Source organism: Pseudoalteromonas denitrificans DSM 6059, from assembly GCF_900112265.1.
Classification (GTDB): Bacteria; Pseudomonadota; Gammaproteobacteria; order Enterobacterales; family Alteromonadaceae; genus Pseudoalteromonas; species Pseudoalteromonas denitrificans.
This window is the reverse complement of sequence record NZ_FOLO01000042.1, coordinates 15,199-32,406: the sequence shown is the minus strand read 5'-3', so window position 1 is coordinate 32,406 and position 17,208 is coordinate 15,199. Positions and strand designations below refer to the sequence as shown.

The 17,208-nt window shown below is 34.8% G+C and carries 16 protein-coding genes; 2 read left to right on the top strand and 14 right to left on the bottom strand.

What is annotated here, in order from left to right; all coding sequences use genetic code 11:
• Positions 1-22: 22 nt before the first annotated feature.
• From murG to mraZ, 10 genes are read right to left on the bottom strand one after another with little or no spacing between them, the layout of a single operon-like run.
• The gene (murG, locus tag BM088_RS19520; RefSeq protein WP_091988627.1) at positions 23-1,099 is read right to left on the bottom strand and encodes an undecaprenyldiphospho-muramoylpentapeptide beta-N-acetylglucosaminyltransferase; all 1,077 of its coding nucleotides are present in this window, start codon (positions 1,097-1,099) and stop codon (positions 23-25) included.
• Complete coding sequence (ftsW, locus tag BM088_RS19515; protein WP_091988625.1) at positions 1,096-2,283, bottom strand: cell division protein FtsW; 1,188 nt, start codon at positions 2,281-2,283, stop codon at positions 1,096-1,098. The genes murG and ftsW overlap by 4 nt, the downstream gene beginning before the upstream one ends.
• Positions 2,280-3,629 (bottom strand): UDP-N-acetylmuramoyl-L-alanine--D-glutamate ligase, encoded by a 1,350-nt coding sequence (gene murD, locus BM088_RS19510; RefSeq protein ID WP_091988622.1) that lies wholly within the window; start codon positions 3,627-3,629, stop codon positions 2,280-2,282. The genes ftsW and murD overlap by 4 nt, the downstream gene beginning before the upstream one ends.
• Positions 3,630-4,712, bottom strand: coding sequence for a phospho-N-acetylmuramoyl-pentapeptide-transferase (gene mraY / locus BM088_RS19505; RefSeq protein ID WP_091988619.1), 1,083 nt, complete (start codon positions 4,710-4,712; stop codon positions 3,630-3,632).
• Complete coding sequence (locus BM088_RS19500) at positions 4,706-6,178, bottom strand: UDP-N-acetylmuramoyl-tripeptide--D-alanyl-D-alanine ligase (protein WP_091988616.1); 1,473 nt, start codon at positions 6,176-6,178, stop codon at positions 4,706-4,708. The genes mraY and BM088_RS19500 overlap by 7 nt, the downstream gene beginning before the upstream one ends.
• Positions 6,178-7,665, bottom strand: a complete 1,488-nt coding sequence (locus BM088_RS19495) for a UDP-N-acetylmuramoyl-L-alanyl-D-glutamate--2,6-diaminopimelate ligase (protein WP_091988614.1) — start codon at positions 7,663-7,665, stop codon at positions 6,178-6,180. The genes BM088_RS19500 and BM088_RS19495 overlap by 1 nt, the downstream gene beginning before the upstream one ends.
• A complete protein-coding gene (locus BM088_RS19490) occupies positions 7,658-9,478 on the bottom strand; it encodes a penicillin-binding transpeptidase domain-containing protein (RefSeq protein ID WP_091988611.1) in 1,821 nt (606 codons plus the stop codon). The genes BM088_RS19495 and BM088_RS19490 overlap by 8 nt, the downstream gene beginning before the upstream one ends.
• The gene (gene ftsL, locus BM088_RS19485) at positions 9,475-9,816 is read right to left on the bottom strand and encodes a cell division protein FtsL (RefSeq protein WP_091988610.1); all 342 of its coding nucleotides are present in this window, start codon (positions 9,814-9,816) and stop codon (positions 9,475-9,477) included. Before ftsL ends, BM088_RS19490 begins: the two co-directional genes overlap by 4 nt.
• Positions 9,816-10,760, bottom strand: coding sequence for a 16S rRNA (cytosine(1402)-N(4))-methyltransferase RsmH (gene rsmH, locus BM088_RS19480; RefSeq protein WP_091988606.1), 945 nt, complete (start codon positions 10,758-10,760; stop codon positions 9,816-9,818). The genes ftsL and rsmH overlap by 1 nt, the downstream gene beginning before the upstream one ends.
• Positions 10,761-10,798: 38 nt before the next feature.
• A complete protein-coding gene (gene mraZ / locus BM088_RS19475) occupies positions 10,799-11,257 on the bottom strand; it encodes a division/cell wall cluster transcriptional repressor MraZ (protein WP_091988603.1) in 459 nt (152 codons plus the stop codon).
• Between the two features lie 342 nt (positions 11,258-11,599).
• Between mraZ and BM088_RS19470 the strand changes: the two genes are divergently transcribed.
• Together BM088_RS19470 and BM088_RS19465 are read left to right on the top strand one after the other, a co-directional pair.
• Positions 11,600-12,181 carry a YceI family protein gene (locus tag BM088_RS19470; protein ID WP_091988600.1) on the top strand — a complete coding sequence of 194 codons (582 nt, stop codon included), beginning with the start codon at positions 11,600-11,602 and terminating at the stop codon, positions 12,179-12,181.
• A 3-nt stretch (positions 12,182-12,184) separates the two neighbouring features.
• On the top strand, positions 12,185-12,715 hold the full coding sequence (locus tag BM088_RS19465) for a DUF1285 domain-containing protein (protein ID WP_091988597.1): 531 nt from the start codon (positions 12,185-12,187) through the stop codon (positions 12,713-12,715).
• An 85-nt stretch (positions 12,716-12,800) separates the two neighbouring features.
• On the opposite strand, the gene hemN is transcribed toward BM088_RS19465, so the two are convergent.
• The 4 genes from hemN to BM088_RS19445 all read right to left on the bottom strand — a co-directional run bounded on the left by hemN (position 12,801) and on the right by BM088_RS19445 (position 17,083).
• A complete protein-coding gene (hemN, locus tag BM088_RS19460) occupies positions 12,801-14,171 on the bottom strand; it encodes an oxygen-independent coproporphyrinogen III oxidase (RefSeq protein ID WP_091988595.1) in 1,371 nt (456 codons plus the stop codon).
• Positions 14,172-14,299: 128 nt separating this feature from the next.
• Positions 14,300-14,800, bottom strand: a complete 501-nt coding sequence (locus BM088_RS19455) for a DUF2489 domain-containing protein (protein ID WP_091988592.1) — start codon at positions 14,798-14,800, stop codon at positions 14,300-14,302.
• Positions 14,800-15,387 (bottom strand): Der GTPase-activating protein YihI, encoded by a 588-nt coding sequence (gene yihI / locus BM088_RS19450; RefSeq protein ID WP_091988590.1) that lies wholly within the window; start codon positions 15,385-15,387, stop codon positions 14,800-14,802. The genes BM088_RS19455 and yihI overlap by 1 nt, the downstream gene beginning before the upstream one ends.
• A gap of 1,063 nt (positions 15,388-16,450) precedes the next feature.
• Positions 16,451-17,083, bottom strand: coding sequence for a c-type cytochrome (locus BM088_RS19445; protein ID WP_091988587.1), 633 nt, complete (start codon positions 17,081-17,083; stop codon positions 16,451-16,453).
• Between the last annotated feature and the right edge of the window lie 125 nt (positions 17,084-17,208).

Genomic DNA, 17,208 nt, shown 5'->3' with positions numbered 1-17,208 from the left:
ACTCACTTATTTCTCTTCTAATTTATGCAGCATAATCACTATGCTTTTCAATATATTTAGCCACTTGCTCTGTTGCATCTATTTGTGCATAACTTTTTGCTTTACCGGCCATTTTTTTAATTAACTCTGGCTGCTCAACAAAAGGTTTTAAAAGTTTAATCAAACTTTGTTGATTTAAATCCCTTTGTTGAAGTAATAATGCGGCCTGATTTGAAACTAAAAATGCCGCATTAGCTGTTTGATGATCATCTACAGCATGTGGAAATGGTACAAATAAAGCCATTTTTCCAGCTGCTGCAATTTCACTTACAGTTAAAGCACCTGAACGACAAATAACAATATCAGCCCATGCATATGCCGTATCTATATCATCAATAAATTGTTCCACTTTAGCGCTAAGTTCTAATTTTTGATAAGATGCCTTCACTGCGCCTAAATTGCCTTTTCCAGTTTGATGCCAAACTTCTACAGTTTTACTACAATTGAGTTGAGAAAAAACATTGGGTAATTCATCATTTAATACTTTTGCACCTAAAGAGCCACCCACAACTAAAATACGACATGATTCAGTTGAAAATTCATGTTTAATATTTGCAACACTCTCACGTACTGGATTACCAACAACTTGATATTTAATATCTGAAAACGCACCTGGAAAAGCAGCTAAAACTTGATTTGAAAATTTAGCTAATAATTTATTACTCATTCCTGCAACTGCATTTTGCTCATGTACAAGTAATGGTATACCCAATGTTTTCGCTGCAATACCAGCAGGCCCAGTAACATAGCCTCCCATACCTAATAAAACATCAGGTTGCTCCTGTATCATTACAGTCCTTGCCTGAAAAATGGCTTTTAGTATCATCAATGGTGCTTTTAATAGCCTTTTAAGGCCATTCCCTCGCACTCCTTGTACATCAATAAAACGAATATTTAATCCATGTTTAGGCACAACATCCGCTTCCATACGGTCAGAGGTTCCTAACCAAACAACTTGCCAACCTTGTTTCAATAAATATTCCGCAACAGCGATACCTGGAAAAATATGACCACCAGTACCACCTGCTACTATCATTAACTTTTTATATTTTTTATTCATTGTTTTTTACGACCACCCGACGTTGCTTGTCTTGTTGCCATTTTCACTTCAAAATCAATTCTAACCAAAATACCTATGGCTATTGTCATCATCAACATACTCGAACCACCATAAGATATAAAAGGTAAAGTAAGTCCCTTAGTTGGCAATATGCCCGCACTTGCACCTATGTTCACCATAGTTTGAAAAGCAAACCAAATGCCAATCGCAAGCGCTAAATATCCTTCATATTCTTTATTACTTTTAAGGGCTTTTTTTCCTATCAATAAAGCTCGAAAAACTAATACACATAAGACAGCTAAAATACTGATCACACCTATAAAACCAAGTTCCTCAGCAATTACAGAAAATATAAAATCAGTATGAGCTTCTGGTAGATATTCCTGTTTTTGTATGCTATTTCCTAAACCTTGTCCCCACCAACTACCGCGACCATATGCCATGAGAGATTGAACAAGCTGATAGCCATTACCAAATGGATCATCCCAGGGATCCCAAAAAGAAGTTACTCGAGCCCAGCGATATGGTGAAAAAACAATAAGCAAACCGATTAAGCCAGCTCCAGCCATCAATAACATAAAAAATTGCCATAACTGCGCACCCGCTAAAAACAATAAACCGACAGTTGTTACAAACATAACAACCACAGTGCCTAAATCTGGTTGTATTAAAATAAGGCCTGCATAAACGACAAAAACAGCAATAGGTTTAATAAAACCTTTAAAATTTTCTTTTACTTCTGTGCGTTTTCGCACTAAATATCCAGCTAAATAACTAAAGAAAAATAATTTTGCTATTTCAGATACTTGAATATTAAAAGGACCAAACCCTATCCAACGAGTAGAACCATTAACTTCTCGACCTATTATTAAAACGATAACAAGCAATGCAATACCCAATAACAAAAGGTAAGGATTAGCCTTCTTCCACCAAGCCATAGGCAAACTGGTTATAAATGCAAGTAAAAACAAACTTAAAAATAGAAAAACACCATGGCGCATGGTGAAATGAAAAGGGTTATTAAACAAACGCTCACCAACAGGCATAGATGCACTTGTCACCATAACAAAACCCACACCAATTAATAAAACAACACAATAAATAATGATGGGATCGTAAATAGCAGATGCGCCATCTGCTCCTCGACCTAACACTTTATTTTTTATATTCTCTAGCCAATTCATAAACAGGCCTTTTTATTTAATATTAACTGAGTAAAATCATTTCCTCGGGCCATGAAATTTGCATACATATCTAAGCTAGAGCAGGCTGGTGCGAGTAAAACGATATCTCCTGGCAATGCATGCTTATGTGCAAGTTCAACTGCTTGCTCCATAGTTTCAACTTCATTTGAATGATTGAATAGAAGCGATATTTTTCTAGCATCTTTTCCTAAACAAATTAACTGTTTAACATATTGTTCTAAATCTGATTTTAAAACTGAAAGATCAGCTCCCTTAGCATCACCGCCTGCAATTAAAATAATATTTTTGCCAACCTTTGCAGTCACTGTTTCAGCTAAGCTTTTAATTGATGCGATGCAGGCACCTACATTTGTTGCTTTCGAGTCATTAAAATATTTAACATCAGCAATAGTGGTTACTAACTGACATCTATGTTCTAAACCTTTGAAGTTATTAAAAACAGTTTTGAATATATCAATACTTAATTTCCAAGGTGCCAATAGCGCTATTACAGCTAATGCGTTAAGTTGATTATGTTTACCTTCTACCAGTAAATTTGAGGTATCAAACATAGGCTTGTCAATTGCATTAAAATAACTTTTATTTTCTTGTATTGTTAAACAGAAATCAGCATTTTCCACACCAAAACTTAACTTGTTTTTAACTTGATTTGGATAAGTTTTCAGATCATTTTTATTATAAATAGCATATTGACAGTTTTTGTAAATTTGATGTTTTGCTTGTGTATATTCTGCCATACCTAAATAACGATCTAAGTGGTCTTCAGAAATATTAAGAATAGTTGCACTAACAGGTTTTAAACTTGTTGTCGTTTCCAACTGAAAACTTGATAGCTCCAAAACAAATACATCTATATTTTGATTTAACAAGTCTAAAACAGGTGTGCCAATATTACCGCCTAAGCCAGTTCTAAAACCTGCTTTTTCTAATACTTGAGCCGCTAAGGTAACAACACTTGATTTGCCATTAGATCCTGTAACAGCAATAACAGGTTTATCATTAATACGTGCAAATAACTCAATATCACCAATAACATCAGTACCCTCTGAAATTGCAAACGCGACTTCTTGTTCTGCTAATGCAATACCGGGGCTAATAATGATTATATCGGCTTGTGATAAATCCGCATGTGACAATTGACCAAAATAAACCTCAAGTTCCGGCGCATTCATTTGCAGCCAATCTTTACCAGGTGCATTTAGACGACTATCCACTACTTTTGGCTTAATATCATTTTGCAGTAAAAAACGTACTGTACTTAAGCCAGAAATCCCCAGCCCAAGTACAATAATATTTTTATTTTTCAACTGCGCTAAATAAGTCATTTATCTGATCTTCAACGTTGCTAATCCGGCTAAAACCAATACCACAGAAATAATCCAAAAACGCACGATTACCCTAGGCTCTGGCCAACCTTTTAATTCATAATGATGATGTATTGGGGCCATTCTAAAAATTCTCTGGCCGCGTAACTTGTAGGAACCAACCTGTAAAATCACAGAAAGTGCTTCCATCACAAATACACCACCCATTATCACTAAAACTAATTCTTGGCGTACGAGAATTGCAATAATGCCCAAAGCACCACCTAAAGCAAGAGAACCCACATCTCCCATAAAGATTTGTGCAGGATAAGTATTGAACCATAAGAAACCCAGTCCGGCCCCCACAATAGCAGTACATACTATGACCAATTCACTGGCTAATGGGAGGTGCGGAATATTCAAATAACTGGCAAAATTTACATTACCTGTAACGTATGCAATAAATGCAAAAGCAGCAGCGACCAATATTGTTGGAACGATTGCCAAACCATCTAAGCCATCGGTCAAATTAACCGCATTTGAAGTACCTACGATCACAAAGTAGCTCATCACAATAAAAAAGATCCCAAGTTGTGGCATAACTTCTTTGAAAAATGGTAGTAATAGTGCAGTTTCTGCATCTAGTTGCTGAGTAAAAAATAAAAAGCTTGCGGTGATCAAGGCTATCACTGACTGCCAAAAATACTTCCAACGTGCAATTAACCCATTACTATCTTTACGAATCACTTTACGGTAATCATCAACAAACCCTACTGCACCTAAAGAACCAATAACAAATAAAGTCACCCAAACATATTTATTACTTAAATCAGCCCACAGTAAAGTACTTGAAAATATAGAAGCTAAAATTAATAACCCGCCCATAGTGGGAGTCCCTGATTTAGCTAAGTGAGATTCAGGGCCATCATCGCGTACAGTCTGTCCTATCTGCATACGTTGTAGAGCTTTAATTAACTTAGGTCCGAAGTACAAAGAAATAAATAGCGCAGTAAATATGCCTAATATTGACCTAAATGTTAGATAAGAAAAAACATTAAAACCTGTATGATACTGTGTCAGGTATTCGGCTAGCCAAACTAACATAACAAATCCCCTGCATTATTATTTTGAAGAGCTAAGGATGCTTTATTTTTGATAATATCTTGCACTAATAATTCCATAGCCGCACTTCGCGACCCTTTTACTAAAATTGTAATTTTTTCATTGCTGTCTTTTTGATAATCGCAAAGATCACGACTTATTTGAGTCAAAAGCTCTGTTCTTTGTGTAAAATGCCTTGATTTTTGATGTAAGGGATTATTTTTATTAAATGCATTACAAGCAACTTCACTTAATGCGCCTAAAGTATAAAATAAATTGATCCCTTGAGATTGTGCGTATCGGCCTACTTCTTCATGATATTGCAGCTCATTCTCTCCAAGTTCTCCCATATCTCCCAAAGCCAGTACTTTGTAACCATCAATTTGTTTCAGTAAATCGATTCCGGCTTTAACAGATTGCACATTTGCATTATAACTATCATCAATAATTGTAATAACATCCGTTAATTCTATTAAATTAACACGACCTTTTACTTCTTGTATTTGGGATAATCCTGTTGCTATTTGCTCCAAAGGGATATTTAAAGCTAAAGTTAAAGCCGATGCGGTTAATGCATTTTTTATATTATGTTTACCTGGGAGTTTTAATTGCACCAAAGAGGTTTCATTTTTACTACATAAAGTGAATTTTGCACGTCCGAAATGATCAAAAGTGATATTTTCAGCCCATACATCTTTTTTGGAAAGTGTTGAGAATCGTAAAACCTTGTTAGTATTTAAGGTATTAAACCAAAAATCATGATACTCACTATCATAATTCAGCACTGCAATACCTGATGCATCTAAACCGCTAAATATTTCGCCTTTAGCTGTAGCAACACCATCAATATCACCAAAACCTTCTAAATGCGCTGCAGCAACATTACAAATAGTGGCAACATCTGGCTTCACTAAATTACAGGTGTATGCAATTTCATTTAAATGATTTGCGCCTAATTCAATAACTGCATATTCATCATCTTGCTCTAAACGCAATAAGGTTAATGGCACTCCAATTTCGTTATTAAAATTACCTTTGGTAGATAAAACCTTGGCATTTAAACCTAAAATTGACGCCGTCATTTCTTTAACTGTCGTTTTACCAACGCTGCCTGTAATTGCAATTGTTTTCGGAGAGACCTCATCTTTTACAGCACTAGCAAGTAAACCTAATGCTGTTTGTGTATTATCAACGATAAATTGCACTACTTGTGTTTCATCTAACTCAGCTAAAACATCTTTTTCAACAATGACAGCAACGGCACCTTGATTTATGGCTTGATGAACAAACTTATGACCATCAAAGTTAGGACCTTTCAACGCCAAAAACACCTCATTTGAAGTGATAGTGCGCGTATCAGTATTTATATTAGTGACCGCTTTATTTATTATATTTATTATATTTATTTCTTTAGGGGTTATTTTTACCCCTAAGACTTTTGCTATCCAATTTAAATCCATTGGGATCATCAGCAACCACCTTCTAACAGCTGTTTAACCCAAGCTCTATCGCAAAAGTTTATTATTTTATCACCTATGATTTGATAGTCTTCATGACCTTTGCCTGCTATCAAAACCACTTCATTTTGTGTTGCTTGTGAAATAGCCAAAGCAATTGCTTTTGCACGTTCAACTTCAACTTGTACATTTTTTTGATCTGTAAAACCTTTTAAAACATCAGAAATAATATCATCTGGATTTTCTGTTCTGGGATTATCACTTGTTACAATAATTTTATTAGCATACCGCTGTGCCGCCTTTGCCATTAAAGCACGTTTACCTTTGTCTCTGTCTCCCCCACAACCAAAAACACATGTAATGCCACCTGGAACATGGCTCTGCAAAGCCTTTAATGCCAAAGCCAATGCTTCAGGCGTATGAGCGTAGTCAACGATGCAAGTCGGTTTATTATGTAGGCTATAGAATGGCTGCATCCGACCTGCAATTGGTTCTAAGTGATTAGCAGCCTCAAACACTTGTTTTATAGGATAACCTAACCCTAAAACGACAGAGAGTGCGGCGGCCAAATTATATAAATTAAACTCCCCAAAAATAGGACAGTTAATTTCATAACCTAAATTACCTTGATCCCAACTAGTGATAAATTTTGCTTTAACTCCTTCACTTGTACACTCTACTGAGTTAAATAAAACATACTTATTATTAGTTAAGGCATTCTGTCCATAACCAAATAAGATTCTATTTTTAAAATCATATTTATTAAGCCACTGCGTTGTGATTGGATCATCTAAATTAAAGACATTTAAAACGGGAGAATGTTCAGTAAATAATTGTAATTTTGCATTGGCATATTGCGCCATATCACCATGATAATCTAAGTGATCTCGAGATAGATTACTAAAAACCGCTGCTTTAAATTTACATTCATCAACACGACCTTGAGTCAACCCATGAGAGGAAACCTCCATCGCAACCAAATCAGTATTTTTTTGCTTTAAATTTGATAACATTTGCTGTAATGCAATTGTAGAAGGCGTGGTATTATCCAAGGGAGTTAAAGCATCAGGTTGGCCCCAGCCTAAAGTACCTATGACCGCCGACTTAATTTCACAGGAAGAAACTAAGCTAGCAATCATGCTTGTAATGGTCGATTTACCGTTAGTACCTGTTACACCAATAAGCTGTAGTTGCTCACTTGGTTTACCATAAAAATGTGCACTTAATTTAGCTAGTTTTTGATTAAGCTTATTTATTTTAATAATTTTAGATAAATGATTAATATTTTTATCAATTAAACACTCACTGTCGGCTAATACTAATACTGCACCTTTATTCAGCGCTGATGCTATAAATTTTCCACCATCAAGCTCAAAACCTTTAATTGCAATAAAAACATCACCAGAATTAACAAGCCTACTATCTAAAACCAAATCATTTACAGTGATTGAAGGTGAAACCACCCCTATTTCAGCCAAACTAGTTTTAATATCAACCATGATCAGCTCCTATTTTAGTCATCGCCACTGTATTTAAATCAGGAGCAACATTTAAAATACGTAATGCGCCAGACATAATTTCTGAAAATGCAGGTCCAGTTGTTGTAGCACCGTAATATTCATCGCCACTAGGCTCATTTACCATAACAACAATAGATAAACGCGGATCAGATACTGGGCCTACACCTGCAAAATAGTTGACATATTCATCACCATAGCCACCTGCAATGGCTTTTTTTGACGTTCCTGTTTTAGCTGCAACACGGTAACCATCTAATTTAACATTCGGAGCAGTACCACCTTTTTCAAAGACACTTTCCATCATTTCAAGCACTGCATGTACATTTTTTTGCGCCATAATGCGTTCACCATGCATAGGCTCATCTTGCTTTAAAATTGTTAAAGGGCGAGATATTCCACCCGAACCTAAAGTGGCATAAAAACGCGCTAATTGCGCGGTACTAATAGCAAGGGCATAACCAAAAGATAAAGTTGCAATTTCAAAGTCCGACCAGCGGCGCCTAGGAGTAAATAAACCACTGGTTTCACCTATCATATTAGTACCAGTATCTTCACCAAATCCTACTTTTTCATATAAACCAACAACAAAATCTTTAGGTACTTCTTTTGTAATTTTGGCAACGCCCATATTACTTGATTTTTGGATTATTTGTCTTAATGTCATCTTGCCATTATTACGTGGGTCTCTGACCATACTGCCACCCATTCTCATATAGCCTGGGCTCGTATTTACTATTTCATTGTCGTTAATTGTGCCATATTCTAATCCAGCTAAAATGGCTAACGGCTTAACCGTTGATCCGGGTTCAAATAAATCGGTAATAGCACGGTTTCTACGCTTGTGCGGCATTGCATTAGATAAATTATTTGGATTGAACGAAGGACTATTAACCATAGCGAGTATCTCACCCGTTTTAACATCTACAACCATAGCTGAACCGGATGTCGCTTTATAAGATAAAACAGCCGACTTTAAAGCTTTATAAGCAATGGCTTGAATGCGTTGATCTATACTTAAATTAATTGATTCGGGCTCTACTCGCTCTCTTTCATCTAAAATTTCAACTTCTCGACCCTGGGCATCTTTGCGATAAGTTCTTCGCCCATCAGTTCCAGTTAAAGCTTTATTAAATAACTTTTCCATGCCCTCAATGCCTTTACCATCAATATCGGTAAAACCTAATACATGCGCTGTTACTTCTCCCGCAGGATAGTATCTTTTCGATTCATCTATTAAATAAATCCCGGGTAATTTTAAGCGTTTAATATAGTCTGCAACTGCTGGGGTAATTTGACGTTGTAAATAAATAAAACGTTTTGTTGGATCGCCAACCAAGCGCCGATCAATTTTATTTTGTTTAACTCTTAATACATCCGCTAACTCTTGCCAACGAATATCTTGCTGATAATGCTCTTTCACTCGTTTCGCTAATAACAATTCATTTTTTGCCAGTAGCTTCGCATTTTCACCTTGCTTTTTAGCTTGCTTTAATACTTTTGCAACCAAACCTTCATTTAAGGCTTTAGGATCAACATATACGCTTACGACAGGGACACTTACAGCCAGCTCTTTACCTGAACGGTCAAATATCATGCCCCTTTGAACATGTAATTTTTTTACTCTTAAAGTTCTTTTATTACTTTCATTTATTGCCAAATCAGGTTTAATAATCTGAATATAAGCAGCCCGAGCAGCTAAACCAATAAAAACTGCTGATATGCAAAAACAGACGATAATAAATCGACCACGATGAAAATTAGATTTTATTTTTTTTCTTTGCACATTTCTCATGGCAAAATCACTACCTGTTCATCTTTGCTTTGTGGTCGTTTCATTTGCAATTTAGTTTTAGCTATCTCTTCGATACGTACATGCTGAGCATAAAACTCCTGCTCAACGAGTAAATATCGCCATTGCAAATCCAAATCATCCCTTTGTTGTAAAAGTTGATCTTGTAAGATCAGTTCCTGTCTTGAAGCATGGGTTACCTGCACAACAGCCAGTGCAGTGATAAATATAAGAAAAAGCAGTAAAAAAACTATTTTCTCTTTAAAAAACCCTTTAAATATTTCAGCAAAAAGATTGGGTTGCCTAGTGTTTTTTTTTATAACACTACTTTTGATATCCATTACAATTTTTGAGCAACCCTAAGTACTGAACTTCTTGCCCTGCTATTAAGTACGAGCTCCATTTCGCTCGGTTTTATTGCTTTACCAACTGCTTTTAACGTTAAATCTTGTTTAAGCTGAGCATCCGTCAGAGGTAAACCTCTAGGTAAAGATTTTCCCTTACTTTGCCTCTTAATAAATTGTTTAACGATACGGTCTTCCAAAGAATGAAACGAAATAACCACTAAACGACCACCTGGTTTCAATACATCCAGTGATTCATTTAATGCAGTTTCAATTTCTTCTAATTCACTATTTATATAAATTCGGATCGCTTGAAAGGTACGTGTTGCAGGATGTTTATGCTTATCTTTTACAGGTACAGCTTCATCTATTAATTTCGCTAATTGTGCCGTGCTTGTAATAGGAGTTTCATCCCGAGTTTCTAAAATTTTATGCGCAATACGGCGACCAAACTTTTCTTCACCATATTTTTTAATCACAAAAACAATATCTTCTAATTCAGCTTCCGCTAACCACTGTGCAGCACTTCGCCCTTTAGTTGGGTCCATTCGCATATCTAATGGCCCATCTTTCATGAAACTAAAACCGCGCTCAGCATCATCTAACTGAGGGGAAGATACACCTATATCTAATAATATTCCGTCAACTTTACCTAATAAACCAGCTTGTTCAGCCACCAGTTTAATTTCTGAAAATGTATTATGTGCGATAGAAAAACGTTTATCATCTTTATACTGTAATGCTGAAGCTATTGCTTGAGGATCGCGGTCAATCGCTTGTAAGCAGCCTTTTTCGCCTAAACTTTTTAATATTTGACCTGAATGGCCGCCACGGCCAAACGTACCATCAATATAAATTCCATCAGGTTTAATTGCTAATGCTTCAATTGTTTCTTCAAGCAAAACTGATATATGCTCTTTTTTTTCTGTCGTTTTTTCCACGTTTTTATTAGTTCCTATAAGCACTTTTTATTTATCAGTTAAAAAGAAAAATCTTTTAAACCATCTGAGAGTTCAAAATCTCCCATCTGTTCTTGTTCTATGTCTTGTTTCATTTGGTCATGCCAAACTTGCTCATCCCACAACTCAAATTTATTCAGTTGGCCAACAAGCATGATTTTTTTACTTAATCCTGCGTGTTCTCTTAAAGGTGATGACAACAAAATACGACCGTTTTTATCTATCTGACAATCCATTGCATTACCAAGTAAAACTCTTTGAACCCGACGCTCATTCAAGTTCATATTTGAAAGTTTCAATAAACGCGCCTCTATTACTTGCCATTCAGATAACGAATAAAGCAATAAACACCTTTGCTGTAGGTCTACTGTACATACCATTTGACCATCATTATCAGCATGCAGCAAAGCACGGTACTTGGTTGGAATTGCCAAGCGCCCCTTGCTATCTAAACTGACAGAATGTGCCCCACGGAACATAAATCAAACCTTTTTTCTTAGTGTTTCACCCTAAAAAACCACTTTTACCCACAATTTACCACGAATGAAGATTTTAGGACTTGACAAGCACTTTTGTCAAGCAAACTTACTAGTTAAATATTCCCGCTAGCCCATAAAAAATAAGGCTTAAAACAAAGCAATTGAATTTAAGGGGGAAATCTCGCAAAGTCGAAAAAACAAAGCATAAAATAATAAAAATTCATTCAATGCTGATTTTATATACATAATTTTATTAATTTTGTTTTTTTAAGGGTATTTTCACTTGAATAAAATTGGCTATACTTACGGCTAGATTTAATCATTTTTAATTATAGGTATGTCATGCTTAAACATTCTCTTATTGCAGCAGTGCTTTGTTTCTCTAGTGCAAATACTTTTGCAAACTGGCAATTAGATAACAATTTATCTCGAGTAAATTTTGTATCTGTTAAAAAAAACACACTCGGTGAGGGTCATTATTTTAAAAAACTCACAGGAAAAATTGATGATTTAGGCCAATTCAAATTAACGATTAACCTTGGTAGTGTCGAAACTTTGATCCCTATTCGTAACGAACGAATGCAAAAGTTTTTATTTAACACAGAAGTCTTCCCCACATTAGATTTAACAGCAGATTTATCAAGCCAACTCAAAAATTTAAAAAAAGGCCAAAGCCATATAATTAAAACTCAAGCTGATTTAGCATTAAATGGAATAAATAAATTAATAAAACTCGAAGTATTAGCAACACAACTCGCGAATGGTGATATAAGTGTTTCTTCTTTTATGCCTGTAATCATTAAACCTAGTGATTTCAATTTAACTTCTGGTATAGATAAACTTCAAGAGTTAGCAAAACTGCCATCAATCACACACTCTGTGCCCGTTTCTTTTGTATTAACACTTAAAAAGATCACTCAATAGTTTATGAATTTGGATCAGCTTAGCCAATTATTAGAAGATGCTATACCACCTCTAGATAGCTGGGACCCTGATTTTTGCGGTGATATGCCAATTGAAATTAAAAAAGATGGATCTTGGCATTATATGAATAGTCCAATAAATAGAACTACTATGGTCAGGTTATTTTCCCGTGTTTTGATTTTTGAGTCAGGAGCTTATTATTTAAAAACGCCTATCGAAAAAGTAAAAATTGAAGTAGAGGATGCACCTTTTGTAATTACGGATTGGAATTGGCAAGAAAGCGAAAAAGATAATATTTTATGTTGTATAGACAACTTAGGCCGTAAACATCTATTAGGTAAAAATCATCCATTAGTTTTAAAGTGTGATCCACTGGCAAAAACAAAAGATATAAAACGACCCTATTTAACATTAAATTTTGGTTTAACCGCTAAAATTAGCCGAAATGTATATTATCAATGGGCTGAATTTGCACAAGAAATTAATAGTAAATTTTTTATTTATTCAGCGGGGGAAAAATTTCAGCTAGGTTAAAAAACCGTCTACATATCAAAACTGCTTCAAAGTGCTATTTTTCACTTTAAAGCAGTGTTAATTTGTGGCAACTAAGCCTCAAAAATCATATTACACGAGAAAATCGCTGCAATTTAGCTTGGCTTTGTAAATGTGCATCAAAACTCATACAAATAATGCGAATAAACAATAAACCTTTAGCAGTGACCTTAATATGATTAAAGTTAACCTCTAACATTTTATCATCAACTAGACCCTTCAAGGATGTTAATGACTCCTGAAAATAAATTTTAAAATCTATATTAAACTGTTTACTCACCGCATTCATATCAAGCTCAAAATGACATATGAGCTGTCGTATTACCGCTGCTCTAATCACATCATCTTGCGTTAAAGTTAAGCCTTTACATACAGGAACAGACCCTAAATCTACCGCTTTATAGTATTCTTTCACATCTTTCGGATTCTGAAAGATACTGCGGCCAACTTGAGAGATACTAGACACACCTAAGCCTAATAAATCACAGTCTCCATGAGTTGTATACCCCTGAAAGTTACGATGTAATATGCCTTTTTGTTGCGCGATAGCTAGTGAATCATCTTTTTTAGCAAAGTGATCCATACCGATTAAAATATATCCCGCATCATTCATTTGCTTGATAGTATTTTTAAACATTTGCAGTTTTTGTACTGCTGTTGGTAATTGATCATCTTTGATCTTACGTTGCGCTGAAAATAAGTCTGGAATATGTGCATAGTTAAAAACTGAAACACGATCAGGGGATAAAGCAATTAAACGATCTATTGTTTTTGCAAAGCTTTCTTCCGTTTGCAATGGCAAGCCATAAATCATATCTGTATTAACGGATTTAAAACCTAATTCTCTAGCTTCAATGACTAAGTCAGCAACGTTATCAGCGCACTGCTCACGATTAACCGCTTTTTGTACTTCATCATCAAAATCTTGAATACCAAATGACACACGGTTAAAACCTAAATTTCTGAGTTGCTTTAACATGCCATCAGCTAATGATCTTGGATCTATTTCAATGCCTTTTTCTGCATTTGACTCAAAATTAAAGTTTTTCTCTAAGATAGCGATCAAACGTGTCATTTGTTCAACAGTTAAAAACGTCGGTGTACCACCACCTAAATGCATTTGTTCCACAGTATATGATTGATATAACTGTGACTGAGATGCCGCTTCTTTTTCTAAATAATCAAGGTAGAGATCTGCTTTATGCTGATGACGTGTAATTATCTTATTACAGCCACAGTAGTAACAAAGCTGCTTACAAAATGGAATATGGATATAAAGAGACAATTTATTATTATCAGTTGTCTTAACAGCTTTGACGACTTCAGATTCTGTATAACCTTCTTCAAATGACAATGCTGTTGGATATGATGTATATCTCGGGCCTGAGATATTATATTTTTTTATGAGGGAATCATCCCATTCAATTAAGTTTTTCACGACGCAGATCTCTTAATTAGATTGTCGTAAGAGTATACTTTGAAGATGTGAGAGACGGTTTGATCTGGAACAAATGACACAGGAGTAAAATAAAAAAACCCCAGAAGATATCTAGGGTTCTGAACGATTTATAAAGTAATCGTTTTAGCGTTTGGATCTGCCTTAAATTGCAAGACTATTTTATCAAGATCTTTCTGAATTTCATCTTCGAGATCTTTTTCTGCTTTCCAGCGCGCAGAATCCATTTTATAGATTTCTTTTTTAGAATATTTTTTACGAGCAGCATGTGTAGGCATTTCTTTTACCACATCATACATCTTCAAAATACCTGGGTACTCTAATTCAATATTATTTTCACTTTCAAAAACATATTGAGACAGTAATACCCATACTCTTAAACAACCTTCTGAGTACTCACATTGCTTTTCTTTCATCGCTTTAGCAATTAAGTTAATGCTATCAGCAAGCTTGGTATTCTTTTGTTCTTGTTGTATCTGTCGTTTGGTATTATGCGCAAGAATTTGATCTTTTTGCTGCTTCACTTGCCTAAGTAAAGTGCCAGCATAAAATGCCAAGCCAGCAATAAATAATGCACCAAAAATAAAAGCAATTAACCAAAAAGTGCTCACTATTCCTCCTCATCCATCCATTCATTGGCTAAATCATTTGATAAATACTGATCTATCTTACTTTCTTCTGGTGCATCAAACTCATCTTCATCATCATCTAAACCAAGCAACTCACATAAAGCCTGATGGCGTTCTACTTTTACATTAAAGTATTTAGCATCTTTGCCTGTTAATAACTCACCTGATTCATGACGGTCGATTAAATCTAATAATCTCTGATCATTTTCTAACTGTTCTAATTCTTGTTCTGGAGATAAAGATACAATAGGTGCTTTTTTAAGCTCGGCAGCAGGTTTTAAATCACGATTCATTACTGGCTCAGGTTTAGTTGTAACCTTTGGTTTATTTCCTGGAGTTAAATCGATAGGTTTTTTACTTCCCATGCCTTTTGGTTTTTTAACATTCTGATTTATATTACTGTTACCAACGTTTTCATCAATCGCATTACGAGTACCAGGCTTATTACCTTTTAACTTTTTAGGACGATGATTCTTAAGCGCTCTTTCTTCTTGCAACTTTTCTTTACTTAAACGCATTTTACCAGTGCTTTGACTTGGTCCTTTACGTGATTTTTTCTCTCTACTCATTTCTCTATCGATCAATCTAATCTGAATTAAACGTATTTTATCTTAAATCGCAGGCTTTTTCAGCAAAATCGCATTAGAGAAATAAAATGGCAGGAAAAGATGATAATCTTTTGTCAAAATTCAAAGGATTGATGGCGAATATTCATTTTAATTAGATAAATAAAAAGGCAGTAGATTGCTCTACTGCCTGTCAATTAGAGTGTCTGTTCAACCTGGACACTTCTCCCTTCGACCTTTAGATATAAATCTTCAGTCTTATTATTTTTATTTACTTTCCATATTGTTTTTATTATTAAACTTCCATGAATTTCTTATTATTATTTTTATCGGCCATCCTGACGCTATTATTTTTAGTCCTTAGTCTGAACTTTAATCTCTTAATGGATTTATTGATTCAGTTTTTACTTTACCGAACTTTCATCTCTTATTGGAATCTTTATTCAGTTATTTTCTTTCTCTCTGAACTTTCATCTCTTAATGGAATCTTTATTCAGGTTTTACTCTTCTGAACTTTAATCTCTTAATGGATTTATTGATTCAGTTTTTACTTTACCGAACTTTCATCTCTTATTGGAATCTTTATTCAGTTTTTACTCTTCTGAACTTTCATCTCTTATTGGAATCTTTATTCAGGTTTATTACTTTTCTGAACTTTAATCTCTATGGACTTATTCATTCAGCTTTTCCCCATTGCACACAAAATTTATCGCTGTATTTTCCCTATAAACTTGCTTCCGTATTGTTTTATTATGTTTTGCGACAGGGGTTAATTTACTTGTTAATAAATATTTTACAACTTATTTATACAAAATTAATTAATTTTTTTATTAACTTTACATTGATAACTTTTAATAACATAGACTTAAGTCTAATAAAAAATTTATAATAAGACTTTTCTTACAGATAAATATGGTCAATTACCTACACGCAATGTGAGAAATATCTCACGTTACGATTGAGTGATGATTCCTTTAATTTAAAACATTTATAAATGTATCCATCAATAAACAAAATTAATATATAAAAAAAGCAGCTCTCGCTGCTTTTTTTTATATATTTAAGTCTAGTGAAGACCACCTAAATATTTTGATAAAATATCAATATCTTTATCAGTTAATTTTTTAGCTATATCTGTCATCATGCCATTTTGATCATTATGACGACTACCATCACGAAACTTTTCAAGTTGTGCTTTTATGTATTCAGGATGCTGAAAGGATATTTTAGGGAAACCAGCGAGTGAAGTGCCATTACCTCTAGGTCCATGACATGCTGAACAGGCTGGAATTGCACGCTCTGCATCACCGGCTTTATATAACTTAGTGCCAAGTGCGACGACTTCTTCTGGCGTACTGCCTTCACTCATATTAAGAGAGGCAAAGTATGCAGATAAATCTTTCATATCTTGATCACTAAGCGCCATCGTCATACCGCTCATCACTGGATCCATACGTCCTTCTTTACCACCAGAAGTCATACCTAATTTTAAGTCTTTAAGTTGTTTATATAAATACTCAGCGCTTTGCCCTGCTAATTTAGGATATAAATTAACTGGTGCATTGCCTTCGGCGCCGTGACATGCTGCACATACGGCAGATTTCGCTTTACCAGCAGTTGCATCGCCATCAAATGCTGTTGCGTTGTTTGCAGCCAATGCACCAAACAACATAGTTAAAGATAGAGCTATTTTTTTCATGCTGAATTCTCTGTTTCCGACCCTGTAAACTACAATGTGGATATAAAGCCACCTATAATAAGTCAACTATTCTACACCATATTATGTTTTCTGACAGTTTTTAACCCTGTAAAATCAATAAAAAT

What these genes read in the sequence shown, in the direction of transcription:
- murG (WP_091988627.1), bottom strand. Translation starts at nt 1,099, where the DNA reads ATGAATAAAAAATATAAAAAGTTAATGATAGTAGCAGGTGGTACTGGT.
- ftsW (WP_091988625.1), bottom strand. Translation starts at nt 2,283, where the DNA reads ATGAATTGGCTAGAGAATATAAAAAATAAAGTGTTAGGTCGAGGAGCA.
- murD (WP_091988622.1), bottom strand. Translation starts at nt 3,629, where the DNA reads ATGACTTATTTAGCGCAGTTGAAAAATAAAAATATTATTGTACTTGGG.
- mraY (WP_091988619.1), bottom strand. Translation starts at nt 4,712, where the DNA reads ATGTTAGTTTGGCTAGCCGAATACCTGACACAGTATCATACAGGTTTT.
- BM088_RS19500 (WP_091988616.1), bottom strand. Translation starts at nt 6,178, where the DNA reads ATGATCCCAATGGATTTAAATTGGATAGCAAAAGTCTTAGGGGTAAAA.
- BM088_RS19495 (WP_091988614.1), bottom strand. Translation starts at nt 7,665, where the DNA reads ATGGTTGATATTAAAACTAGTTTGGCTGAAATAGGGGTGGTTTCACCT.
- BM088_RS19490 (WP_091988611.1), bottom strand. Translation starts at nt 9,478, where the DNA reads ATGAGAAATGTGCAAAGAAAAAAAATAAAATCTAATTTTCATCGTGGT.
- ftsL (WP_091988610.1), bottom strand. Translation starts at nt 9,816, where the DNA reads ATGGATATCAAAAGTAGTGTTATAAAAAAAAACACTAGGCAACCCAAT.
- mraZ (WP_091988603.1), bottom strand. Translation starts at nt 11,257, where the DNA reads ATGTTCCGTGGGGCACATTCTGTCAGTTTAGATAGCAAGGGGCGCTTG.
- BM088_RS19470 (WP_091988600.1), top strand. Translation starts at nt 11,600, where the DNA reads ATGCTTAAACATTCTCTTATTGCAGCAGTGCTTTGTTTCTCTAGTGCA.
- BM088_RS19465 (WP_091988597.1), top strand. Translation starts at nt 12,185, where the DNA reads ATGAATTTGGATCAGCTTAGCCAATTATTAGAAGATGCTATACCACCT.
- yihI (WP_091988590.1), bottom strand. Translation starts at nt 15,387, where the DNA reads ATGAGTAGAGAGAAAAAATCACGTAAAGGACCAAGTCAAAGCACTGGT.
- BM088_RS19445 (WP_091988587.1), bottom strand. Translation starts at nt 17,083, where the DNA reads ATGAAAAAAATAGCTCTATCTTTAACTATGTTGTTTGGTGCATTGGCT.